A 23541-nucleotide genomic window follows, 5' to 3' on the forward strand; every position below is an offset into this window, starting at 1 on the left:
TTCCGTATAACATGGAACTCCAGTCAATTAGCGTTATCTTCGTCGGATACCAACGCACATAATAATTTGCGGCTGACCGAAGATAACAATTTGTTTGTTTTTGATTTCTATTAAATTCGTTTCCTTCCTTTTACCTATTTCATAGGTTAAAATCGTAATGAAATAGAAAGGTGAAACGTTTCGATTTTATTTGGTGTACGATCCATATTTAGTGATTTGAAAAAAATGTAAAAATTCCGGATTAATTGCTTTACCATGCACCTTAGCTATCAGGACAAAAACAATTAGTCCGGCATCTTCTTACTACATCTACGAATTTATTTCATTAAATTTTTTAACAGAATCACGCAAAACCAACTTGGTAGGAAAGTTATAATAGTTTTCAATTGTTTTACCTTCAATAATCTGAAATATCAAATGGGCCGCTAATGCTCCGCGCTCATATTTCGGCTGCATAACTGTCGTAAGTGCAGGGCGGACATACTGCGCCAATTCAATATCGTCAAAACCAATAATAGAAACATCAGACGGCACTTTGATACCATTCTCTTTGAACGCATTGATGCCCCCAATCGCCATTTCATCATTAGCGTACATAATAGCGGTTGGCAAATTTCCCTGAGCAATAAGCATTTGGGTCATGTTGTAGCCGTTATCCCGGTCAAAAGCACCGAATTGATGCAATCGACTTTTCCCGTCCAACCCATGCTTACGTAATGCGCTTTCGTATCCTCGAAGTCTCATGGCATGAAGGCCGCCTATTGGCTTACCACTTATATATGCAATTTCTCGGTGTCCCTGCTCTATCAAATATTCCGCCGCCCTGTGGGTTCCTGCTTCATTATCAACCTCGATGCTGACCACAAACTCGCTGTCAACCTTTCGGTCAAGCAGAATGATCGGAAATTCTTTTCTCGCGGATAGAGTAATAATTTCCTCGCTTATGTTGTAAGCGAGTACGATGGCACCATCGACCCGCTTCTCCGTCAAAAATTTAACCGCAGTGGACATTTCTTCGCCAACCGAGCTGCAGGCAAGCAAGTCATATCCCTTGGAAAGAGTAACTTCTTGTATGCCTTTAACCAATTCTGCATAATAAGGACCGGCTAAATCCGTAACAAGAATAGCAATCGTCCGAGTGCTATTTTTTTTCAAATCAGATGCGAGGCCGTTTTTCTGGTAATTTAACTGGCGTGCAACTTCCATTATTTTTTGTTTGGTTTTATTGCTTACTTTGGTATTGTTGCTCAAGGCGTACGATACAGTCGAAATCGAAACACCTGCCATCTTAGCGACATCTTTAATCGTAGCCATTCTTTTCTCTCCGTTCATCTTCTTCAAAATACTTGCACCCATTAATTATTCGTTTCGGAAGGATAGACTTCCTCTACTTAAATGAGCGAAAGCAAGCCTTTTTTTTACTAATCTAACCGCACCTCATGCCCTGTCCGTGCGGATTCGTAAATAGCTGATAAAATCTTGATCATATCGACCCCGTGCTCTGGTCTGAAAATCGGTTGCACACGTCCTCGGACAACATCGATAAAGTGATGAATATTGCCCGCGTGATCACCTAAATGATGATTGTGGATTTCTGGATCCACATTCCACAGCTTACCTTCAACTTCCGTAATAAGCTTTAGCTTCCCATTCTTGAAAGAGGCTCCTGCCTTTGTTCCACGCAGCTCATAGAATGTGGCTTCCTCTTCAATGTTGGACGCCCAACTGAATTCAATTTGTAAAGTCGCCCCATTTTCAAATCGGATAAAACCGGTTGCCAAATCTTCGACATCGAATGTGCCGTCATTCTTCTTCTCACCAAATTGGCTGTGTACCGAGTCTGAAATATCGGTACCCGCAAATTTTGTGTAAGCTGCACCCACAACAGAAACCGGACGAGGATTTCCCATTAGCCATACGGACAAATCGATGAAATGAACGCCTAAATCGATTAATGGACCGCCTCCAGACAATTCTTTCGTTGTGAACCATCCTCCCTTGCCCGGAATTCCCCGACGACGAAGCCAACCGCAACGCCCAGTATAAATCTCACCCATATGGCCCTGCTCTATGTACTGCTTCATATATTGCGACGCAGCGCTGAAACGATTGTTTCTCATCACGATTAGCGTGTTTCCTGTTTGTTCAGCTGCCGCAGCCATTTTTACCGCTTCCTCTACACTAACGGCATCTGGTTTTTCGCATAACACGTGCTTGCCCGCTTCGAGAGCCGCAACGCTATATGGCGAGTGGTACAAATTCGGTGTACAAATATCAACAATGTCGATTTCTTCATGGTTCAGTAAATCTTGATAGTCCGTATAAACATGTGGAATATTGAATTGCTTTGCCGCTTCTTCTGCCCTTTCACGGTTCACATCACATATAGCTGTAAATTCCACTTCTTCGTGCGCTTCCCATGCAGGTCCGTGAACGTATTTGAAAATGCCTCCTGCACCTATAATTCCTAGTTTTAATTTTGTATCATTCATCTGTATAACTCCTCCGAATTATATTATTTTTTTAGAATGAAAACCTTTACTCCCCAGCCAATCCTCCACAATCTCGACGAACCTTAGGTTGTACGAACAGGCTCGGAGCCGATATTCTCATAGCGTAACAATCGTTTGGCTTTTTCAGAAAGTTGATCGTAGGTCTCTTGAGGAATTTGAATACTTCCTTTTGACCCATTAACAGCAGCCGTATAAATGAGTGCAATATTGGGTCTCGGTTGATTAGATTGATTCGGAGTGCCCCGATGCCACATTCTATCATCTCTAATCATTATTGATCCTGCAGGCATCAATGCTTTAAAAGATTGCATATGTTCGGCAAGTTTAGATTTGTCATGGGCGTTCGGACCATACCAGTTATCAGGGTGCATATGTGTTCCGCCTGACCAGACTTCCATAGGTCCATTGTTTTCATTCACATCGACAAGCGGAAAATTAACGACTAAATGTGTCATTGGCAGATTAGCCGTGCATCTGTCGCCAAACCTCGCGCCCATGTCGGAGTGCACTTGTTGCGGTTTTTTGCCCCCTGGCAAAGAGGTATTCGATGCAAAATAGGTTAACAAGCAATCATCGCCCAAAAGCTGCTCCACTATACTAGTCACGAATGGATGAGCAATAATCGCTTCATCAATATAGGGCTGCTCGAATGGCAAATGCATGCCAACATGATTTGTTTCATGATGAAATCCAATGTTAATATCGAGCTGATGCTCCTCCATATAACGCTCTAATAGCTTTACAAATTTGCTATACAAATCTTCGACTTGCGATCTAGGCAGCACTTCTTCAAACAACACATAACCGTTGACTTTTACCAAATTAACAGCTAACTCCACGGTCTCTGGCAGTAGTTTCCCATCAGCTATTTCTTGTGCACTAATTTTCATTTTATCTCCACCATTCATGCAAATTTTATTCATCCATTCCTATCCATATTGAAACGTTTCGAATTTGAGCTAGCGGTTTAAAGTTTTTGCAACTTTATTCATCATCGTCATAGCATCAAAGCAAGCGACTCGGACAAGAAAACAACCTCATCTGCAGTTACTTCTCTGCCCAGACGTCCTGAAATATAAATCCCTTCGCTAATCAGCATAACTCAACCCTGCCTTGAAGAGCGGCTATCCAATGATGCTGTGACGAATCACTACGGGATCATGCTTGAATGGGTATTAGCCATTCACCATGTTTATGTCCATATGTACTCGTTTCATCATGAGATCCGGCCTAGTTTATAAATAATCGATCGGTTCGTCTGCTTCACCTCCTTCAAAGGCAGGATGATTCGAAACGTTTCACTTTTATTCCAAAAAAATATTAATACTTCAAACAGTCACCTGGCACGTTGTATATGTAATTAATTTAAATAAATTTAATATATTCCCAGAAATATATCACTGCTTTGTTTTTTGTAAACCCTTTCATTTTGTTTTTTAGTTCATTGCACTATGCTAGACAATATCGGCCCCTGTTTATGCTCGAACATGTATATTCTCGTCTAGAACGGCCTCTATTGAGGCCGCGATAGAACCCGTTCCCGCCACCATTCAATTATTTTCGCTTGCTGTCTCTACTTCTTTCAAAGCTGGAAGCATCAAATGTATCGTAGTTCCGACATTAACCTGGCTTTTGATATCCATTGTCCCTCGATGGCTATTAATAATACGCTGACTCACCATAATACCGAGGCCCGTTCCCGTTTCTTTGGCTGTAAAAAAAGGATCGCCGATTTTTGGAATCATCTCTTCAGGTATGCCCATACCTTGATCGGTGATCGTAATCGAAATATATTCTCGTTTATTCGTAATGTGAATATGAATTTGCCCCCCGCTCGGCATCGCTTCAATTGCGTTTTTCAGTATATTAATAAATACCTGCTTTAATTGATTTTCCTCGCAGGAAATGAGACAGGTTTCCTCTGTAAAGGAAATACAGAACTCGATATTGTGAAGAAGAGCCTCGCTGTTCATTAAGGCGATCACATCCTGCAGCACAACTCTAATGTCCTTTGTGACAAACCTCGTGGCTTGCGGCTTAGCCAAAATTAGAAACTCTCCAACAATCAGATTTATTCGGTCGAGCTCCGATAACATGAGAGTGACGTGAGAGAGCGCGAGCTTCTTGCTCTCTTGCTGAAGCTGTAGAAATCCTCGCAGTGTCGTCAGTGGATTTCGAATTTCATGTGCTACGCCTGCTGCAAGCTGTCCTACCGTCGTCAGCTTCTCTGACCTGCGCAGCAGCTCCTCCATCTTATTACGGCTCCTCATGTCTCTTGAAATACTTGCAAACGCACGAATTGTTCCGTCCGAATCACGAATAGGTGAAATTGTCACGCTTACAGGAATTAACTCTCCTAGCTTCGTGATACGCATCGTTTCCTGTGCTGATAGTACTTTCCCCGATAAGATTTCGCTCAACATACCATTCATTTCTGCTTGATGAGAAACCGGAAGAATAGGGTCAATGAGCCCAGTTGCCTCCTCCTCCTCATAGCCAAAGAGCAGCTCAAAAGCACGATTTACTTGAATGACCTTACCATCCAAGTCGATGAGATGGATAGCATCACTCGTGTGATTGATAAATGACTCCAAATGCTCTTTCATCCGGCGATTTTCCTCAAATGCTCTGCGTAGCTTGTTCATATATATACTTAGATTTTGCGACATCGCATTAACCTTAAGCGCGAGCAGTCCAAATTCATCCTTGCGTTTAATACGAATAGGCCGCTGAAACCTTGCGGAGGAAACCTCATTTACTTTCCACAAAATATCTTTTAAAGGCCTAATCATAACGCCAACCATCCAATAACTAATGATAAGGACGAGCAGCATCGTTATACCTGTATAGATAAGTGAGTCGTTACGTTTCTCAGCAATCAAATGGTTAATTCCTTCACTATCATAAACAATACTTATAATATAATTGCCCATCTGCTTCGTATAATAATAACTTCGAAAATAGGTTTTTCCGTTGATGCCCATTTTTTGCAGCTCAAAGCCTGATTTCTTTACATCGGTTATAATAGAATGATCGCTTGTGGCATCCAGATAGGAGTAGGTACCATAACGCACGTCTAATGAATCTTGTTCAAACACGGTGATTTCACGTATATTTGGATTTAATGTTTTTATAATGTCTAAGATGTGCCCAGGGCCTGAACGGTCTTTCTCTGGAAAAACGTAACCTAAACCTGACTGTTTCTCGTATGTGGAAAACGTACTGGCCACGTGCATAGAGGTATCATGCATCGCACGTCGCGCTTGTTCCCGCATGCTTTGGATGATCGAGTATTCACTCAAGATGTGTTGAAAGATGAAAAATGTCAAAACAATAAGCGTGATCAAGACCGAGAATTTCATTTTTATAGACAATGAATATCACATCCTTATACACAAGAGCTTAGTTATCAACAGCTTATACACATTGTCCACAATTGTTGTGCACACCACTGAATAAAATGTGAGTATTTATGTGCATATTACATTAGTTATCCACAATTTTATCCACGACATGTTAACAACAGAATATTTGTTCGTTGTATAATGATTAAATTATAAAGGAGTTATTGTTCATGACTAGAGAGCAAGAAGATCAGAAATGGATGCTGGAAGCTATTGAAGAAGCCAAAAAAGCCGAACAAATCGGAGAGGTTCCTATCGGGGCTGTTATCGTTAGAAACAATGAAATCATCGGAAGAGGCTATAATTTACGTGAGACGCGGTTTGATCCGACGGCTCATGCCGAAATGGTAGCCATTCGTGACGCCTGCGATCGCATCGGCGCATGGAGATTGTTGGATTGTACGTTATATGTCACATTGGAGCCTTGTCCAATGTGTGCCGGTGCCATTGTTCAATCTCGGGTTAAACGTGTCGTTTACGGTACAACAGATCCTAAGGCTGGATGTGCAGGAACGCTCATGAACTTACTGCAAGAGCCCCGTTTCAATCATGAAACGGAGCTCACTAATGGTATTTTGCAACCTGAATGTTCAAGCTTGTTAACGCAATTCTTCCGCAAACTTCGTGAGAGATAATATGCTCTACAAATCGTCGCGGTGAATTGAAATATGTGTTAGCTCATCTCTTTGTATTTGCTGTAACGCAACAATAAGTTGATCGGCCTCTTCACTAATCGCTAGAACATCCGGATCTGTTAAGCTGCCGCGTGCTTCGGCTACCTCATGAAGCTTTAGCTGCAACGACTGCAATTGTTTAAGCATGTGTTTTTTGTCCATAGCTCGCCTCGGGGCACGCTCCTTATCTAGCACTCATGTGGTAATGCTTCTATTATACTCTTAGAGCTATAAGGAGTTTGTAAAAAATTGTCGACGAATACAGACAATTTTCGGGCATCATTCGACAAAAAGAAGTTAATTTATCCATTTTATAGTTCTTTTTTACCAGAAAAATCAATCAATTTATGGTAAAAAATACTTTTGGTTATTAGAGATTAGTAAAATATTTATATATGTGATTTTTACGAATGTAGAAAAAAAATGCTGTAAATGAGACTTTTATACGCTGCCAAAAGGACTTTAAAATCTCCCGTATTATTGCTCTTCTTTTCGTATATTATGAGGATAAATCAATTTGTATTATAGGAAAGTATGAAGTAAAATTATTTAAAACATTAGTCGTAATACGCTGAAATAAACATAAATTTGGATGTCAGGATGTGCCTTTGTGAATAAAGCAGTTATTCTAGGTTGTAATTATTATATAGGTTTAAGTACTATTCGTTGTCTGGGCATTAACGGTGTACATACCGTGGCTGTAGATTATTCTACTAAAGATACCTACGGCGCGGATTCAAAATATACGTCCGAGAGACTTATCTCACCTCATTATAAAGAAGATACGGCGGCGTTCATTCGTTTCTTGAAAGAATATGCCCGCAAGCAAAGCGCACCTCCTGTTCTTATTCCTTGCCACGATTCTTACCTTGAAGTAATCGATGAGCATTTGGAAGAGCTCAGAGAGCATTATCTCATTCCGCAAGATATTCCGGGTATCTACTCTGATATGATGAATAAGGAAATACTGCAGCGCCTGTCTTTAGAGAATGGTGTTGCGGTTCCTGAAACGGTTCGTGTAGATGAAGATCGTTTTTTCGAGAAAATAGATGAAACGATCAAATATCCCTGTATCGTAAAGCCGACGGACTCTCCGTCCTTCGTTGCCAAGTTTAGACGGAAGCTATTCAAAGTCAACAATCGCACGGAGCTTGAACAAGCGCTGGCAAAAGCGAATGAAGCGAGCTTAGAGGTTATCGTTCAACGTATCATTCCAGGTTTTGACGATCATATGTATACGTTTGATGCTTACTTAAACCAAGATTCTAAAGTGACTCATTGGGTAACTTGCCAAAAGTTCCGCCAATATCCGATTAACTTCGGCGCATCTGTGTATACAGGGCAGAGATACGTGCAAGAGCTATTCGATATCGGCGCTCCGTTCTTAGAGAAGATGAAGTGGAAGGGCTTTGCGGAAATTGAATTCAAAAAAGATGCCGAAACGGGCCGTTTTTACTTAATTGAAGTCAACTGCCGGATTACTAATCTAAACAACCTGCTGTACAGAGTGGGCGTAAATATTCCATGGATTACTTACCAAGAGTTAACTGGCGGCAACCTTGTACCCCCTAAAGCCGTCAAAGAGAATACGAACCGTGTATTTTGGTACGGCTATGAGGACATGCTTGCTGTTCGCGACTACATTAAGACCGGTCAACTGACTTGGAAGCAAGTATTCGTATCGTTGTTTAAACCGAAGGCTTATGCGATTTGGGATTGGAAGGACCCGAAACCAGCCTTCTCCTATGCTGCCATCATTGGCGGCAAGCTAACGAAGAAGCTTCTAAGAAAATAGTCTACCAAAATAGGAATAGGTAATAGAATGGAGCGGATCGCATGTTATTGACCTCCTTACTGAAAGAACTTGATTACACGCACGTGCAAGGCGATTTGCATATTGAAGTAAGCTCCATTGCCTTTGATTCAAGGGAAGCTTCAGCTAATAGCGTATTTGTCGCGATAACTGGTTTCTCGGTTGATGGACACCGTTTCATTGATAAAGCGATCGCACTAGGTGCGACCGTTGTTATCGTAGAGAAGGATGTTCACGTGCCAGCAGGCATAACTGTACTGCTCGTTAACGATACACGTGAGGCGCTTGCCCTAGTATCCGCTAACTTCTATCATCGTCCGACGGAGCAAATGAATCTTCTCGGTATTACCGGAACAAACGGCAAGACGTCGACTACTTATTTTTTAAAGTCAATTTTCGAACAAGCCGGGACATCCCTCGGTATCATCGGAACGATCGGCACCGTCATCGGTGATAAATTGATTCAAAATAAAAACACGACGCCCGAATCGCTTTATTTGCAACGAATTTTCGCTCATATGATTGAAGCTCATACGAAGCATTGTGTCATGGAAGTATCATCGCATGCACTTAATTTGAAGCGTGTCGCTCATTCCAGCTTCAAAACGGGCATCTTTACAAATCTAACGCCGGATCATCTAGAGCTTCATCATACGATGGAGGAATATTTCGAAGCGAAGGCTTTGCTATTCGACATGACAACGGACTATAACATTATTAATGCGGATGATAAATACGGAAAAATTCTGATTGATCGGCTGCAAAACAAAATTCCAAAGCTGATTACCTACGGAATCGAGCAAAGTGCGGATATTTACGCAACGGACATTACCTATTTTGCCGACTATACGACCTATAATGTAAATACACCAAAGGGCAGCATTGCCATTAAGGTAAATCTCCCTGGGGCTATCTACGTTTATAACAGTCTAGCGGCTATCGCCACCGCATATTGCAACCAGTTTACCCTTCAACAAATCGCTGACGGCATTTTGGCTGTCGATGGCATTAAAGGACGGCTGGAAGTTGTTTATCAAGACGAAGATACGAAAATAATCGTCGATTTCGCTCATACCGAGGACAGCTTAGAGAAAGCTTTGACCACGATAAGACCCTTTACAAAGGGTAAAATCATTCTCGTGTTCGGCGTTTACGCATCGGATGGGGAATCCGGTACGGATAAACGCAGGGCAATGGCTAAAGTAGCTGCTACATTTGCTGATTTCGCCGTTATTACTTCTGATAATCCGAAGGAACAAGATAATAACCTGATAATTAGAGAAATTATTGAAGGTGTCGAAGCCTATAACGGTGCATACGAGGCCGTTGTCGACCGTAGAGACGCTATTGCTTTTGCCATTGATATTGCTCGGAAAGGCGACGTCATTCTTATCGCCGGCAAAGGACATGAAACATCGCAAATTATTGGTAAGACGGAAATTCCATTTAATGAAGCGGAAATCGTCAGAGAGATTAAGTTAAAAACAGTGTAATTAAATCAGTTCAATTAAACACTTAATTAAAAGTAGGTTGGAACAATGGAAGCTAAAAGCTTAGGCGTCATAGGCGGGATGGGCCCCAAAGCAACATCCGTATTTTTCGACATGATTATCGAGCAAACTGCGGCGGACCGCGATCAGGAGCATATTGATATCGTCATACTCAATCATGCTACTTTGCCTGATCGTACTGGTGTCATTTTAGACAACAAAGGCGAGTTGTTTCTCCAAGCGGTTGCTAAAGATTTGAAAATTCTTGAGGCGGCTGGCGTATCGAATATAGCCATCCCTTGCAATACGTCACATTATTTTTATGATGATATGCAGCAGATGACTAGCATCAATATAATCAATATGGTGGACGAGACTCTGAGAACGATCCACGACACCTATGGTGAACACTGTAAAATTGGTATTTTGGCAACTAACGGAACGGTTAGCAGCGGCGTATACCGCCATGGCTGCAATCAGTATAATATGCAGCTTCACGAGCCCGCAGCAGCCATTCAAGAGCATGTGATGGATATTATCTATAACAAGGTGAAACGTAATTTGCCTGTTGAACCTTCTGAATTCGAAGGTATTATTAACCATCTGCTCGTTCAGGATGAATGTCAGTGTGTCATCATTGCATGCACGGAGCTATCTTGTATTCCGATTGGGAAACAGGTCTCCGCATTTTGTGTCGATGCAATGAGTGTACTTGTGCAAAGATCAATTGAGTTGTCCGGCAAGCAGATCATCTCGAAATAAATTATGTTGTTTCAAACACAAAGAAAAATCCGGAGAATCTTCTCCGGATTTTTTTGTATGCTGCTTATCTTGCTTCCCTTAAAGCACCCATGCTATAATCAATGTTGCCGCGCGTCCGTAGCTCATCCGGATAGAGCAAACGTTTCCTAAACGTTAGGTGGGAGGTTCGAGCCCTCTCGGGCGCGCCATTTTTTCCATACGATTTTAAGCTTATTGCTAAGTTCAGCAGTAAGCTTTTTTTTATTGCCTGGCTATAATCCTCCTCAATCCCTTCGTTAGGCTGATGTGAATAATCTTTATTCAAATTTTCGTAAGACAGCGGAGCCGAACCTGTTGACTTAGGAACATGCGTTCGCATATAATGTGCATGAGGTGATTTACAAATGGCCATGCCGTTGTCCAAAGTAAACAATTCATACCTGTACCATCCGCCTGCTCACGATGAGATACAACTTATACACGAAGCAATTATCCTTCCTCTAGCGCTCATTGCTGTTGAACGCAATAGACGTGAGCTGGAGAGAAAAGCCCGAACTTTACGTTCTATTTTTACACGGGCTGCCGATATTATGATTGTACGAATGAAATCAGATATAACACTAAACACGCAGCAGCTCATTTATAAAGGAATCACAGTAGGTGTGTGTGCCAGTACTGCTTCCGATAAGCTTACATATAACTATAATTGCCGCGGTTTTGAAGAGCAGATTGCTTACTCGCACGATTACATACGTAATGAAATAAATAAGCGTATTTCAACTTACAGTGCTGAGATCTTCACAAAGAAGACCCGGTAGCTTCAAATCAAAGGGCTATCCTGCTATAGATTTTCTACAGTAGGATAGCCCTTATATTATTGTTTATCGCAATGGCTCGCGGTTGATAAAACTAATCATATTCTTTCTTCGATGTACACTCAGCACCAAGCCCATAACCACTAATTCAATAATACCATTCATTCCGCCAAACGATACGAAGGGCATCGTCATTCCATTCATCGGCATTAATCCGACCGACATCAGAATATTCCATACGAAATGCAGACCAATAATTGAAAATAAGCCAACGACAAGGCCCTTTGCGTACGCATCCTTGAGCGTTCTTACCATGCCGATTACTTTTCCAATCAGTAATACTGTTAACATGACAATAGCGATACCAAAAACCCATCCAAGGCTATAGATCAAATAAGTAAATACCATTTCACTATAGATATAACGAATCGTTGGGCTTTCAACGCCAAACCCTTGCCCCCACATTCCTCCTGCACGTATAAGCTCCAAGGAACGATGCATCATATAACTTGCATCCTCGGACGCATTGGGCCTTAGAAACGCAGTGTAACGCTCCCATACGAATGTAAAACGATATGGATTCATTGTTATAAGCACCACGCTTGCAGCTGCTAACGACCCCATACAGGCTAGAAACAGCGTGTATGCTTTGGCAACAAACAGCATCAAGACCATCAGTCCGAAGAAATATAGGATGAAATCTAGAAAGGAGTTTGATTGACTATAGAGGATAGCCGGCACGAGCACATATAAGAGAACCATTTTACCAATGTAAAATGACTTGTTGAACTGCCCTTGCTGCACCTTCTGCTTAGCAAGCAGCGTCCCTGCCAAAGCAATCATCAACAAATAGGAGGAGATACTATAAACGTCCAAGTAAAAACCCCCTACTCCAATCCAGCTTTTTATACCATTAATTTCGATACCGATAAAGGCGCAAGCTATCATCAGTAAGACCGTTCCGCTATAGATGTGCCACGAATACTTTTGCCATTTCTGATAGTCCAGAAAATAAATAACAACAATAAATAGAACGCCTACCGCTGAATAAAATGCCTTCTTCAGAAAAAATTGAAATCCACTATAAGCAGTATTGTCCGTATAAGCGAATTCCATTGCATACATAGCAAGCAGGCCAATACCGACCAGAATCCCGACTAGTACGGCTAAGCCCCACTCCATAATTGGTTTATGGGCAGCATGCAGCTGCTTACCGAGCTGGTCAGGGTCACCCATCTGCGCTAATGCCTCTCGTACAGCCTCCTCCTCTGATAACCCCTCACTGATCTTATCTTCCACCAGCTCGTCCAAGTGGTTTGTCATTTCACACTTAATGTCGCGATGTACTTCCCTTGCTTTCACATGTCCGCAAACCTGAGCTAAATATTGTTTAATGGATTCATTCGGGATGTACTTTTATTCATGCATGGCCCTCCCCGATTACTCGATCTACCGTCGTCCGAAACAGCGTCCATTCCTGCTTCTTCTCTTCCAGCTGCCCTCTACCGCGCTCCGTGATGCGATAATATTTTCGTTTGCGGCTGCCTTCCTCATTCCAGTACGACTCAACAAGCTGCTCTACCTCAAGCGTATGTAAAATCGGGTACAGAGTACCTTCCTTAAAAGTAAATACACCGCTCGAGCTTTTCTCGATTTCTTTAGTCATTTCATAACCGTACATTTCCTTGCGATCAAGTAATGTCAGAATGAGAATAACGGTGCTGCCCTTCATAAGCTCCTTATTAATTTTCATGACTTCCTCCTCTTATACATCGAATATCTATACATCGTAAATCTATGTATAAGTATATCGTTGCAATTTGTAAATGACAACATTTTTTTAAGAAGCGGTACCCATTTTTGTAATTGGGTGATATATTATGCATATCTTATCGTTCAGCAAACGTATAAGTACATAAGACACTTTTGTAAGCTGTTCTTAAGCATAAGGGAGGAAATAAGAAATGAATCAACCGTTCGGGCTGCATAAAGAAGAAAAGACGTACGGCATGTTATGTCATCTACTCGCATTCAGCGGAATCATCATTCCGTTTGGCAACATTCTTGGGCCGCTCGTCATCTGGCTTTTAAAGAAGGATCAATCCAGCTATGTAGATATGCAAGGCAAGGAATCACTTAATTTTCAGATTAGCAATATGATTTACACCTTCATCTCCAGTCTGCTCATGTTTGTACTCATCGGCTTTATCACTACACCGCTATTATTTGTATTCTGGATCGTATTCACCATTATTGGATCCATTCGCGCTTCAGAGGGGAACGGCTACCGTTACCCGTTAACGATTCGGTTTTTCAAATAATACAATGATGTGCTCACAACAGAAGCCGCCCCTGATTATCAGGAGCGGCTTCTATATGTGTAAATTTACATTCCAACCGGAAGCTGGAACATCTTTGTCAGTTCATCAAGCGTAATCGCATCGGTCGGGATTTCACCTTCGAACTTCGCTTCTTTGTTAATCTCCGAGTAAGTAACGTCATAGTGAAGGCCTAGCTTCATCTTCTGGCCGCTTTCTTTGTCGGAAAACTCAACACTCACCTTAGCTGCTTGGTAAGAAAGATACCCATCCGAGATCGCGCCAGTCATCTTCAACGTATTTACTTTAACATCATTTTTCAACGTTTCTAGAATCTTGGCTTTGTTCGCCTCAAGATCAGTCTTTACCTTCTCGACATCAGCCTTCTCCAGCTGAAGAGACTTCAGCGATGCTTCATTTGCAAGCAGTACATTCAGTACCTCAGGTAGCGCTTGATTAATGATGGTTTCTACCGTTTTTGGATAATTGCTCTCATTGATTTCAAAAGCAATAATTTGATCTGCTTTCAAATCAGCCGGCAATCCAGCATCGGCAGCTTTTGGCTGACTAAAGTATGTCTTCTCATCAAAATGCTTCAGCACCACTTCTCCAAGTTCCTTGCCTAGCTTCTGTTGAGCAGCAATATCCAGCTTAGCTCCGCCTTCCTTCTCGGCAAGCTCCTTAAGATCAATCTTGATAAACTTATTTGTAATCGTCTCCGGCAATGGGAGCATAGGAATTTGTGGTATTTTCAAATACAGCGTTTCCTCTGTCATAATCATGGGTACCGTCAGCTTCATTTCCATGTCGCCTGGCACAACGATTTGCATACTCATGTCGGTACGCATAGGATTTTTCTTATATACAGCGTCAACTGTAATCGAAGCATCCTTAATCATCCCTACAATTGCTGCTGTAGCAGCTGCATTGCCTTCCAATGTTGCCGACTGTGGAATCTCCAATTCATCCAAGCCAAATGACATTTTTACTGCGTATGAGTCCGCCTCTGTAATTTTCGTCATAGCTGCCTGCAGAGCTTCCTTCGGTGGTTTAGCGGAGCTGCACCCTGCGATGACAACCAAAATAACGGCTAACAATAGCACCGTTATTTTTTGTACGTTCTTCATGTAATAAGTTCCTCCTCTTTCTTTTTATGAGCACCTCCATTCTATACTATAAAAGCTTCTTTTAGAAGTTATATCCAAAAAATCCCGTTTCAGATTACTGAAACGGGACGTTTGGCCTATTTATTAACCTTACTTTGATTTATCCTTGTTTATCCTTGTGGGTTATTATGAGACACATGATTACGCTGTTTGGTCTTCTTTGAGCCGGATAACGGCTCATGTTGACCGCCTCCATCATTACGCTTCGATCTATTGCTTTGCGAATTGCTGTCTGGCACCGGAAAGCTGTTTGGCTTAGACATTCAGATTCCCTCCTCTATAGATTCAATTCCTTCTGATGAAGTGTTAATTAATTCTTTTGATGTTCTAAATCGGTAGGGTGATCATGATTCATCGCGTCCTGATTACGTCTATCGTTCTTATCCTGCTGCAGCTGCTGAGCTTGATGACTGTTAACCGCCTCTACCTCCAAAGCATCTACTACGTTTGATAAATTTTTATCTGCCGATCCCTCTGTTTTCGTCATTAGCGGCTCACTCCTCTACACATGCGTCAAGCGTTGCAGCGCTTGAGCACATTCATGCAAATGTCTAGTGTAATTTTGTATGAGCTCTTGGATGATCTCACCACGCTCATCGACTGACACTTTATCCTTCTCTACGTCAATCAGCTCAACCTTTACTTCTCGACTGTCTACATAAGTAACTTTAAAATCAAACGAATACATTTGATGACCGGCTGTATCGATCGTGATACGCAGCGCTTTGGCATCTGACTCGTCAGGCAGCACTCTGCTGCGGTCGGCGTCTTTTAACGTCTCTGGCAAGGTTTGACGCCAAGCATCCGCTAAGTTTTCTTGATTCATTTGCAGCTCATCTGATTTACCCATTAAATGAAGCACCTCCACATCGTATAACATGCGAAAAGGGCCCATATTTTATACGAGGATATAGAATGAAAAAAAAGCCCAAACGCAGGGCGTTTAGGCTTGTTCGTATGTAGCTAATAAAAAATGGAGGAGAGAGTGGGACTCGAACCCACGTGGGCTTGCGCCCTAACAGTTTTCAAGACTGCCCCGTTATGACCGCTTCGGTATCTCTCCATCTCGTTCACTTGTCACAAGAAATATAATACCACAGGTCAAAATAATAAAGCAAGTGTATTTTGACCATGTGGCAAAAAAAATTTAAAGTTTATTGGAATCGATCGAACTAATGCCGCCCATATACGGACGCAGCACTTCTGGAATGGTCACCGAGCCATCCTCTTGCTGGAAGTTTTCAATGATTGCCGCAAAAGTACGGCCAACTGCCAATCCCGATCCATTCAGTGTATGAACGAATTCCGGCTTGCTCTTCGTATCTCTCCGGAAACGAATTCCAGCGCGGCGCGCTTGGAAGTCCTCTACATTCGAGCAAGAGGAAATCTCACGATAAGTGCCTGCGCTTGGCAGCCATACCTCGAGGTCGTATGTTTTAGCCGCTGTAAAGCCCATATCTCCCGTACAAAGCGTTAGAACGCGGTAAGGCAATTCTAATAGCTGCAAAACCTTCTCGGCGTTAGCCGTCATTTTCTCCAGCTCATCGTACGAGTCCTCTGGCTTCGTCAATTTAATCAACTCAACTTTATTGAATTGATGCTGACGGATCAAGCCACGCGTATCCCGACCAGCAGATCCTGCCTCTGAACGGAAGCACGAGCTGTAAGCAACAAAGTATTTCGGTAGCTCCTCTACCGGCAAAATCTCCTCACGGTGAAGGTTCGTAACCGGAACCTCAGCTGTCGGAATGAGGAAATAGTCTGAATCTGAAATTTTGAACAAATCCTCTTCAAATTTCGGAAGCTGTCCTGTACCGACCAAGCTATCGCGATTAACGATATAAGGCGGCAGAATCTCCTCGTAGCCATGCTTGTCGCTATGCAAGTCCATCATGAAACTAATGAGCGCACGTTCAAGACGAGCTCCTAGGCCGCGATAGAACGTAAATCGTGAACCAGTCACCTTTGCTGCACGCTCAAAATCCAATATACCGAGTGATTGTGCAAGCTCCCAGTGCGGTTTAGGCTCGAAGTCAAAGCTTCGTACTTCGCCGTTTCTGCGCAGCTCAACATTATCTTCCTCTGTCTTGCCGATAGGCACGCTATCGCTAGGAATATTAGGGATCGCTTGAGTAAGCTCAATCACCTGCACATCCAGCTCACGAAGCTCATCGTCAAGCTCTTTAATACGGTCGCCAACCTCTCTCATCTCAATGATAAGCGATTCTGCGTCGCCGCCCGTTCTTTTGAGTTTAGCTACTTCCTGCGAAACCGTATTACGTCTACTCTTCAACTGCTCGGTCTCTTGAATAAGATCACGGCGTCTTGTGTCGAGCGCAGGAAAATTAGCAACAAGATCGAGTGAAGCTCCACGATCAAGCAGAGCCTTCTCAACCTTCTCAAATTCATTTCTTAACAATTTCACATCCAGCACGATTCAAAAGCCCCTCTCTGAAGGGAGTAATTTTATTATTGTAAATGTTTAAGCTTTGCTTGCAGCTGCTTCCTTCACCATATCTACGAAGTAAGCATGAAGCCTGAAATCATCCGTAAGCTCCGGGTGATATGATACAGCGAGAAGATGTCCTTGTCTTGCTGTTACAATCTCATCTCTGTATGTAGACAACACGTCAACGTTTGCACCGACTTTTTTGATCAAAGGTGCACGGATAAAGACTGCGCGAACAGGCTCATCAATTCCCTTAACGTCTAAGTCCGTCTCAAAGCTTTCCTGCTGTCGGCCGAATGCATTTCTAGCAACTGTCATATCCATAAGCCGTAAATGTGCATTCTCTTGGCCTTCAATTTCATCTGCCAAAACGATAAGACCTGCGCACGTTCCGAACAATGGCTTGCCTTGTGCAGAAAATTCCGAAATGGCTTCCATAAAGCCATAATTCCGCATCAGCTTGCCGATCGTCGTGCTCTCACCGCCTGGTATAACAAGCCCTTGCAGCTCATCAAGCTGCTCAACCCGCTTAACAGCGACCGCCTCTGCGCCCGCTGCTTCTAAGCTTCGAATATGCTCTGCCACTGCACCTTGAAGCGCTAGTACGCCTATCTTCATCGCTCTACTCGCCTTCCTTTACGGGCAAGGGCCGGCTGCGCTATACGCGCTAAGCCGGCACCTGCAAATTACATCTATTAGATACCGCGGTCTTGCATACGCTCGGAAGAGTTAAGTTTCGAAATTTCGATACCCTTCATAGCAGCACCCAAGTTTTTCGATACTTCAGCAATCAGCTTGTAATCTTGGTAATGTGTAGTTGCTTCAACGATTGCACGAGCGAATTTCTCTGGGTTTTCCGATGTGAAAATTCCAGAACCAACGAATACACCGTCTGCTCCAAGATGCATCATCAAAGCTGCATCGGATGGAGTAGCTACTCCGCCTGCTGCGAAGTTAACAACTGGAAGCTTGCCAGTCTCATGCACGTTAAGAAGCAAGTCGTAAGCTACGCCAAGAAGTTTAGCTTCATGGTAAAGCTCGTCCTTCGACAAGCCTTGAATTTTGCGAATTTGTCCATTGATCAAGCGAAGGTGACGAACAGCCTCAACAATGTTTCCTGTTCCTGGCTCACCCTTCGTACGAAGCATTGCTGCTCCTTCTTGAATACGGCGCAAAGCTTCCCCAAGATCTTTTGCTCCGCATACGAATGGAATGGTAAACTCATTCTTGCTGATGTGGAAAACTTCATCTGCAGGTGTAAGCACTTCACTCTCATCGATATAGTCAACGCCCATAGATTCGAGCACTTTAGCTTCTACATAATGTCCAATACGAGCCTTAGCCATAACAGGAATGGAGACAACCTTCATAACTTCTTCTACTATTGTCGGATCAGCCATACGAGCTACTCCGCCTGCTGCACGTATTTCGGAAGGAACGCGCTCAAGAGCCATTACCGCTGTTGCCCCTGCTGCTTCTGCTACTTTTGCTTGCTCGGCGCTCATAACGTCCATAATGACGCCGCCTTTTTGCATTTCTGCCATGCCGCGTTTTACGCGTGATGTACCTGTTTCCATGCTAAAAACCCTCCTATTTTCATCCATTAATTTGTCTATTACCGCAGTTGTTCTAACTGTAGATTTTACAGGAAGCGAGAATAATCGACAAGCCTTGATTTACGTTATTCCCCTGTTTTCTACTCGGATTAGAACAAATTGACGATTCCATTAAACAAGCCGGCGAAAAAATCTCCAATTGCACGGAACATCAAGCTGAACCAACCAGCTTTCTGTCCATCCTCATTTGTAATGAGGTTAACCGTTTGCTTCAATTCTTGCTTCGTTTCGGCATCTACGTATTTGTACGTTACCGTTCCCACGACTGAACCGATCGGAATTGGAGCAACAAGCTCATCTTCTGTTTTCAAACTAGTAACCTCAACCTCGATCTTAGGTTCTACACCCTTCTTAACCATGAAGGTAACATCCTTCTCCGTTACAACCGGAAGGGATTTCTTTTTTCCCTTCTTAATCTTAACCGATTGTACTTTTTCTACCACGGATTTTGGCGGGAGCACAGTCTTTTTCTCAAAGGTGCTGAAACCATAGTTATACATCTTAGCTGTTTCATTAAAACGAGCCGACTTTGTAGCCGTATCCATTACGACACTAATAAAACGCTGCTCGCCCCTTTTTACAGTACCGGTAAAGTTATAGCCCGCAGAATTGATAAAGCCCGTTTTCATGCCGTCTACGCCTTCATAGGCTAGATGCTTTAGACCCTGTTGGTTCACATTCGTGCCTAGCATCCAGTTGATGTTCACAATCGCATCCTTGTCGCGTTCACGGAATTTGTATTCCTGCAGCTTGGAGTATTCCAAAAATTCTGGATGCTTGTCCAAAATAATTTTGGCGAGCTTAGCCATTTCCTCTGCAGAAATAACGGTTGTCTCCGATAGACCAGTCGCGCTTGTGAAAATAGCTGTTTTTAGTCCGAGCTCATCGGCTACTTCGTTCATTTTTTTGACAAAACCTTGTTCACTGCCTGCTATCTGTGAAGCTAATGCAATCGTAGCATCATTAGCTGATCCAACAGCCATTGCTTTGTACAAATCTCTAACCGTATGTTGATCGCCTTGTGCTAGAAATACAGATGAACCATCTGGTGGCGTCGAGGCCGCTTCTGCACTAGTCGTAATAACCTCATCCCAGGATAAACGCTCATTCGAGATTTCTTCAAGAACGATATATTCCGTCATTAGCTTAGTCATACTTGCCGCAGGGAGCGGTTCCTCTGAATTAACCTCATACAATACTTGACCTGAATCCGCATCAATTAAAATTGCAGCTTTAACTTGTAAGCCTAAAGAATTTTCCGTACTAGGTCTTCCTTGATATCCATTCGCCATTGCTACCGCAGAACCAAGCGACAGCATTACCATCCAAACCGCCAAACTTGCAGCGATGACCGTCTTTAATCGAACCGGTCTTACCATTTCCTTCAACGTCGTCTCCCCTTTTCCCACTTGGTTTGTCCGTTGTTAATTGTAACATATCAAACCCTAACAATTAAACCTCTACGATGCGTTAGAAGAATGAGTAATCCTTCATAAAAAAAACAGACAAGGAATAGCGACTGTGTCGCCTTACCTTGTCTGTTATTATCGTATCTATAAAGTATCTCTTAAAGGGAGTAGTTAGGAGCTTCCTTCGTAATTTGCACATCATGCGGATGGCTTTCACGAAGACCAGATCCTGTAATACGAACGAATTGCGTATCGTTCTTGAGCTCGTCCAAAGACGCTGTACCACAGTAGCCCATTCCTGAACGCAAACCGCCTAGCAATTGATGAACCGTGTCAGCAAGTGGTCCTTTGTAAGGAACACGACCTTCGATACCTTCCGGAACAAGCTTGTTCTCGTTCTCTTGGAAGTAACGATCCTTACTTCCTTCCTTCATTGCACCAAGCGAGCCCATTCCACGGTAAACCTTAAAGCTACGTCCTTGGAAAATTTCAGTTTCGCCAGGACTTTCAGCTGTACCTGCGAACAAGCTTCCAATCATAATTGCGCTTGCTCCAGATGCGATTGCTTTCGTAATGTCACCGGAATATTTAATACCGCCGTCTGCAATAACCGGAATATTATATTCACGAGCAACGGACGCGCAATCATAGATTGCTGTAATTTGTGGAACACCGATACCGGCGATAACACGGGTCGTACAGATCGATCCAGGACCAATCCCTACTTTGACAACGGATGCGCCAGCTTCGATAAGATCACGAGTCGCATCTCCAGTAGCAACGTTACCTGCAATAATAGTAAGGTCTGGGTAAGTAGCACGAAGCTTACGAACAGCCTCCAAAATATTAATGTGGTGACCATGTGCCGAATCTACTACAAGAACATCGATTCCTGATTGAACCAATGCTTCTGCACGATCCATTGTATCCTTCGAAATACCAACCGCTGCTCCGCAAAGCAAGCGGCCATGCTTGTCCTTCGCCGCATTCGGGAACTGGATAGCTTTCTCAATATCTTTAATCGTAATAAGACCTTTAAGTGTATTAGACTCATCAATCAGCGGCAGCTTCTCGATCTTATGCTTCTGAAGAAGGCCTTCTGCTTCTTGCAACGTTGTGCCGACAGGTGCCGTAACAAGGTTGTCACGAGTCATCACTTCATTTATTTTGATGGAATAATCATGTACGAAACGCAAATCACGGTTTGTCAAAATACCTACAAGCTTCTTATCTTGATCGACAATCGGTACGCCTGAGATGCGGTACTTGCCCATCAACTCTTCTGCGTCGTACACATGATGATCAGGCGTAAGCGAAAACGGATTTGTAATTACACCGCTCTCCGAACGTTTTACACGGTCTACTTCCTCCGCTTGCTGTGCAATCGACATGTTCTTATGAACAATACCGATACCACCCTCACGCGCTATTGCAATCGCCAATGCGGCTTCTGTAACGGTGTCCATACCAGCGCTAATGAGCGGAATGTTTAGCTTAATGTTCTCGCTTAAACGAATCGAGATGTCAACTTCCCTAGGTAGCACTTCTGATTTACGCGGAATAAGCAGGACGTCGTCAAACGTTAGCCCTTCTTTGGCGAATTTCGTTTCCCACACGAGTATGTTCCTCCCTTAATTTTAAGTACGTCTCACATATATTATTGCAATATTAGCAGAGGGGGTATAGGCTGTCAAGGCTGATAAAAAGCTTTATTTCACCGATTTCCTGCTCCTTTAGCAGAGCACGGTAATCCATTTCTTTAGAAAAAGTCAGGTAAATACGTTGTTCGTTCGGGAATCCGAGATTGAAAGCGTTTAACAGATGCTGCAATTGCCTCAATACGTCCAAATTGGACTAAATCCTCAATTTGAATATAGCCTAACAATAGGGTCGTAAAGGATCCAATATCTAGCTTTATTGAATCATCTATTTTTTTACTTTCATCCAAAAGGCGCAGTGAAGCCCTTCCAGATGCAGCTATATAAAGCAAATAACGGCCGCTGTTCCAAGGAGCATATGCATCATTGAGCTCGATGTGAATATGATCATCACCTTCCGCAGCGTTAAACTCATAGTGACTAACGAAAGCTTCAGCATCTACGATCCGAGCCATAAAATAGGGTATGATTTCCTGCTTAATTCTAGGGTTAGCTAGCCAAAAGGGGAGTCTGTCATTCGATGGTACTGTAATCGTAACCTCATCAATCATCGAATCATGCTGCCCAATAAATGACCACAAAGCAAGTCGGGCGGGCTCATTTAAATAAATCAACTCATGAACCATTAAGCGCTGATTCTTCACTTCATAAATAATGTAACCCTGTGCTGCGCAGCTATTATCATAATAAATCACGATTTTTCCTGGTTTTCTTTTGGTAATTCGATAATTCCACCAAAGCTCTGTACGCACTAATGAGCCATTATATTGAGAAGCGTACGCCTGGTAAACATCGTTCAATAGGCTGTAATCACCATTATAACGCTCTATGCGTCCTTCATACGCTATCCTTGCAGGGAGCAAATCAGTCTTAATTGTGTAAACCTTATGCTCGGTATATGTTTCCCAACCAAATTTACGATAAAAGGAAAATGCGAATGGATGGAGAAAAGAGATCGTTTGCCCATTCTCTTTCATCTCTTTTAGTGCTTGAACGAGCATTTGTGCAACTAAACCTTGCCTCCGGTACTCCGGCCAGGTTGCCACACCAGCAACTCCTCCCATATCAAAAACCTTGCCGCCTATAAAGGTTTGCAGCTTTAGTACTGCCGATTGAGCGGCTAACTGATTATCGACAAAAGCTCCATACCTTACAGCTGGCTCAGTCGTGAACTGCTCTTTAATTTGTCTAATCTCTTCCGGTGATTTTTCATATTGAAAGGCAAATTGCGATAATGCGATACTCTCATCAAAATGCTCTGTTTGCATATGCTTGATATTCACTCGCTGTTCCAATTTGAAGCCCTCCTTATTTCAGATAACCTTATCATACCGTATAAACAACAAAAAAACCTATCGCATGTTATGCGATAGGTCTCTCGTGCTTGGCGACGTCCTACTCTCCCAAGACCCTGCGGTCTAAGTACCATCGGCGCTGAAGGGCTTAACGGTCGTGTTCGGTATGGGAACGCGTGG

At 42.9% G+C, this 23541-nt stretch carries 23 protein-coding genes, 2 tRNA genes and 1 rRNA gene; 7 read left to right on the forward strand and 19 right to left on the reverse strand.

Annotated features, from left to right (window positions below; translation table 11 throughout):
* Window positions 1–309: 309 nt before the first annotated feature.
* The 4 genes from AC0YN6_RS27400 to AC0YN6_RS27415 all read right to left on the reverse strand — a co-directional run bounded on the left by AC0YN6_RS27400 (window position 310) and on the right by AC0YN6_RS27415 (window position 5887).
* Window positions 310–1314 carry a LacI family DNA-binding transcriptional regulator gene (locus AC0YN6_RS27400; RefSeq protein ID WP_475751016.1) on the reverse strand — a complete coding sequence of 335 codons (1005 nt, stop codon included), beginning with the start codon at window positions 1312–1314 and terminating at the stop codon, window positions 310–312.
* Window positions 1315–1421: 107 nt separating this feature from the next.
* Window positions 1422–2492, reverse strand: coding sequence for a Gfo/Idh/MocA family protein (locus tag AC0YN6_RS27405; protein ID WP_475751018.1), 1071 nt, complete (start codon window positions 2490–2492; stop codon window positions 1422–1424).
* An 83-nt stretch (window positions 2493–2575) separates the two neighbouring features.
* Window positions 2576–3403 carry a phytanoyl-CoA dioxygenase family protein gene (locus tag AC0YN6_RS27410; protein ID WP_475751020.1) on the reverse strand — a complete coding sequence of 276 codons (828 nt, stop codon included), beginning with the start codon at window positions 3401–3403 and terminating at the stop codon, window positions 2576–2578.
* Between the two features lie 660 nt (window positions 3404–4063).
* Window positions 4064–5887, reverse strand: a complete 1824-nt coding sequence (locus tag AC0YN6_RS27415) for an ATP-binding protein (RefSeq protein WP_475751022.1) — start codon at window positions 5885–5887, stop codon at window positions 4064–4066.
* A gap of 200 nt (window positions 5888–6087) precedes the next feature.
* Between AC0YN6_RS27415 and tadA the strand changes: the two genes are divergently transcribed.
* Window positions 6088–6552, forward strand: a complete 465-nt coding sequence (gene tadA / locus AC0YN6_RS27420) for a tRNA adenosine(34) deaminase TadA (RefSeq protein ID WP_475751024.1) — start codon at window positions 6088–6090, stop codon at window positions 6550–6552.
* A 6-nt stretch (window positions 6553–6558) separates the two neighbouring features.
* Here tadA and AC0YN6_RS27425 read toward each other — a convergent pair whose 3' ends face one another.
* The gene (locus AC0YN6_RS27425) at window positions 6559–6753 is read right to left on the reverse strand and encodes a Spo0E family sporulation regulatory protein-aspartic acid phosphatase (protein WP_475751025.1); all 195 of its coding nucleotides are present in this window, start codon (window positions 6751–6753) and stop codon (window positions 6559–6561) included.
* 448 nt (window positions 6754–7201) lie between these two features.
* Here AC0YN6_RS27425 and AC0YN6_RS27430 point away from each other — a divergent pair, with 448 nt between their 5' ends.
* From AC0YN6_RS27430 to AC0YN6_RS27450, 5 genes are all read left to right on the forward strand, one after another.
* Entirely contained in the window at window positions 7202–8386 is a 1185-nt protein-coding gene (locus AC0YN6_RS27430; RefSeq protein ID WP_475751027.1) for a carboxylate--amine ligase, read from the forward strand.
* Between the two features lie 41 nt (window positions 8387–8427).
* On the forward strand, window positions 8428–9897 hold the full coding sequence (locus AC0YN6_RS27435) for a UDP-N-acetylmuramoyl-L-alanyl-D-glutamate--2,6-diaminopimelate ligase (RefSeq protein WP_475751029.1): 1470 nt from the start codon (window positions 8428–8430) through the stop codon (window positions 9895–9897).
* 45 nt (window positions 9898–9942) lie between these two features.
* On the forward strand, window positions 9943–10656 hold the full coding sequence (locus AC0YN6_RS27440) for an aspartate/glutamate racemase family protein (RefSeq protein WP_475751030.1): 714 nt from the start codon (window positions 9943–9945) through the stop codon (window positions 10654–10656).
* Between the two features lie 111 nt (window positions 10657–10767).
* Window positions 10768–10844, forward strand: a tRNA-Arg gene (locus AC0YN6_RS27445).
* Window positions 10845–11039: 195 nt separating this feature from the next.
* Window positions 11040–11453, forward strand: a complete 414-nt coding sequence (locus tag AC0YN6_RS27450) for a YhjD family protein (RefSeq protein WP_475751032.1) — start codon at window positions 11040–11042, stop codon at window positions 11451–11453.
* 63 nt (window positions 11454–11516) lie between these two features.
* On the opposite strand, the gene AC0YN6_RS27455 is transcribed toward AC0YN6_RS27450, so the two are convergent.
* A complete protein-coding gene (locus tag AC0YN6_RS27455; RefSeq protein WP_475751034.1) occupies window positions 11517–12812 on the reverse strand; it encodes an FtsW/RodA/SpoVE family cell cycle protein in 1296 nt (431 codons plus the stop codon).
* 58 nt (window positions 12813–12870) lie between these two features.
* The gene (locus AC0YN6_RS27460) at window positions 12871–13203 is read right to left on the reverse strand and encodes a PadR family transcriptional regulator (protein WP_475751036.1); all 333 of its coding nucleotides are present in this window, start codon (window positions 13201–13203) and stop codon (window positions 12871–12873) included.
* A gap of 211 nt (window positions 13204–13414) precedes the next feature.
* Between AC0YN6_RS27460 and AC0YN6_RS27465 the strand changes: the two genes are divergently transcribed.
* Window positions 13415–13771 (forward strand): DUF4870 domain-containing protein, encoded by a 357-nt coding sequence (locus AC0YN6_RS27465; RefSeq protein ID WP_475751037.1) that lies wholly within the window; start codon window positions 13415–13417, stop codon window positions 13769–13771.
* A 65-nt stretch (window positions 13772–13836) separates the two neighbouring features.
* Here the strand turns inward: AC0YN6_RS27465 and AC0YN6_RS27470 are convergent, their stop codons facing one another.
* The 12 genes from AC0YN6_RS27470 to rrf all read right to left on the reverse strand — a co-directional run.
* The gene (locus tag AC0YN6_RS27470) at window positions 13837–14895 is read right to left on the reverse strand and encodes a hypothetical protein (protein WP_475751038.1); all 1059 of its coding nucleotides are present in this window, start codon (window positions 14893–14895) and stop codon (window positions 13837–13839) included.
* A gap of 149 nt (window positions 14896–15044) precedes the next feature.
* Window positions 15045–15197: a small acid-soluble spore protein P gene (locus AC0YN6_RS27475; RefSeq protein WP_475751040.1), complete on the reverse strand. Its 153-nt coding sequence runs from the start codon at window positions 15195–15197 to the stop codon at window positions 15045–15047.
* A 47-nt stretch (window positions 15198–15244) separates the two neighbouring features.
* Entirely contained in the window at window positions 15245–15421 is a 177-nt protein-coding gene (locus AC0YN6_RS27480) for a hypothetical protein (protein WP_475751041.1), read from the reverse strand.
* Between the two features lie 15 nt (window positions 15422–15436).
* Window positions 15437–15784, reverse strand: coding sequence for a hypothetical protein (locus AC0YN6_RS27485; protein WP_475751042.1), 348 nt, complete (start codon window positions 15782–15784; stop codon window positions 15437–15439).
* Window positions 15785–15908: 124 nt separating this feature from the next.
* Window positions 15909–15997, reverse strand: a tRNA-Ser gene (locus tag AC0YN6_RS27490).
* Window positions 15998–16081: 84 nt separating this feature from the next.
* A complete protein-coding gene (serS, locus tag AC0YN6_RS27495; RefSeq protein WP_475751044.1) occupies window positions 16082–17368 on the reverse strand; it encodes a serine--tRNA ligase in 1287 nt (428 codons plus the stop codon).
* 48 nt (window positions 17369–17416) lie between these two features.
* Window positions 17417–18001 (reverse strand): pyridoxal 5'-phosphate synthase glutaminase subunit PdxT, encoded by a 585-nt coding sequence (pdxT, locus tag AC0YN6_RS27500; protein WP_475751045.1) that lies wholly within the window; start codon window positions 17999–18001, stop codon window positions 17417–17419.
* A 77-nt stretch (window positions 18002–18078) separates the two neighbouring features.
* A complete protein-coding gene (gene pdxS / locus AC0YN6_RS27505) occupies window positions 18079–18960 on the reverse strand; it encodes a pyridoxal 5'-phosphate synthase lyase subunit PdxS (protein WP_138756153.1) in 882 nt (293 codons plus the stop codon).
* A gap of 128 nt (window positions 18961–19088) precedes the next feature.
* On the reverse strand, window positions 19089–20378 hold the full coding sequence (locus AC0YN6_RS27510; RefSeq protein WP_475751054.1) for a D-alanyl-D-alanine carboxypeptidase family protein: 1290 nt from the start codon (window positions 20376–20378) through the stop codon (window positions 19089–19091).
* A 188-nt stretch (window positions 20379–20566) separates the two neighbouring features.
* Entirely contained in the window at window positions 20567–22024 is a 1458-nt protein-coding gene (guaB, locus tag AC0YN6_RS27515; RefSeq protein ID WP_475751047.1) for an IMP dehydrogenase, read from the reverse strand.
* Between the two features lie 143 nt (window positions 22025–22167).
* The gene (locus AC0YN6_RS27520) at window positions 22168–23361 is read right to left on the reverse strand and encodes a GNAT family N-acetyltransferase (protein WP_475751049.1); all 1194 of its coding nucleotides are present in this window, start codon (window positions 23359–23361) and stop codon (window positions 22168–22170) included.
* A gap of 87 nt (window positions 23362–23448) precedes the next feature.
* Window positions 23449–23541, reverse strand: a 5S ribosomal RNA gene (gene rrf / locus AC0YN6_RS27525); the annotation flags it as partial.

This window comes from Paenibacillus sp. J22P15 (assembly GCF_056269345.1).

Coding starts and splice junctions, on each gene's coding strand:
- AC0YN6_RS27400 (WP_475751016.1), bottom strand. CDS start 1,314: ATGGCTACGATTAAAGATGTCGCTAAGATGGCAGGTGTTTCGATTTCG.
- AC0YN6_RS27405 (WP_475751018.1), bottom strand. CDS start 2,492: ATGAATGATACAAAATTAAAACTAGGAATTATAGGTGCAGGAGGCATT.
- AC0YN6_RS27410 (WP_475751020.1), bottom strand. CDS start 3,403: ATGAAAATTAGTGCACAAGAAATAGCTGATGGGAAACTACTGCCAGAG.
- tadA (WP_475751024.1), top strand. CDS start 6,088: ATGACTAGAGAGCAAGAAGATCAGAAATGGATGCTGGAAGCTATTGAA.
- AC0YN6_RS27425 (WP_475751025.1), bottom strand. CDS start 6,753: ATGGACAAAAAACACATGCTTAAACAATTGCAGTCGTTGCAGCTAAAG.
- AC0YN6_RS27435 (WP_475751029.1), top strand. CDS start 8,428: ATGTTATTGACCTCCTTACTGAAAGAACTTGATTACACGCACGTGCAA.
- AC0YN6_RS27440 (WP_475751030.1), top strand. CDS start 9,943: ATGGAAGCTAAAAGCTTAGGCGTCATAGGCGGGATGGGCCCCAAAGCA.
- AC0YN6_RS27450 (WP_475751032.1), top strand. CDS start 11,040: ATGGCCATGCCGTTGTCCAAAGTAAACAATTCATACCTGTACCATCCG.
- AC0YN6_RS27460 (WP_475751036.1), bottom strand. CDS start 13,203: ATGAAAATTAATAAGGAGCTTATGAAGGGCAGCACCGTTATTCTCATT.
- AC0YN6_RS27465 (WP_475751037.1), top strand. CDS start 13,415: ATGAATCAACCGTTCGGGCTGCATAAAGAAGAAAAGACGTACGGCATG.
- AC0YN6_RS27470 (WP_475751038.1), bottom strand. CDS start 14,895: ATGAAGAACGTACAAAAAATAACGGTGCTATTGTTAGCCGTTATTTTG.
- AC0YN6_RS27475 (WP_475751040.1), bottom strand. CDS start 15,197: ATGTCTAAGCCAAACAGCTTTCCGGTGCCAGACAGCAATTCGCAAAGC.
- AC0YN6_RS27480 (WP_475751041.1), bottom strand. CDS start 15,421: ATGACGAAAACAGAGGGATCGGCAGATAAAAATTTATCAAACGTAGTA.
- AC0YN6_RS27485 (WP_475751042.1), bottom strand. CDS start 15,784: ATGGGTAAATCAGATGAGCTGCAAATGAATCAAGAAAACTTAGCGGAT.
- pdxT (WP_475751045.1), bottom strand. CDS start 18,001: ATGAAGATAGGCGTACTAGCGCTTCAAGGTGCAGTGGCAGAGCATATT.
- pdxS (WP_138756153.1), bottom strand. CDS start 18,960: ATGGAAACAGGTACATCACGCGTAAAACGCGGCATGGCAGAAATGCAA.
- AC0YN6_RS27510 (WP_475751054.1), bottom strand. CDS start 20,378: ATGGTAAGACCGGTTCGATTAAAGACGGTCATCGCTGCAAGTTTGGCG.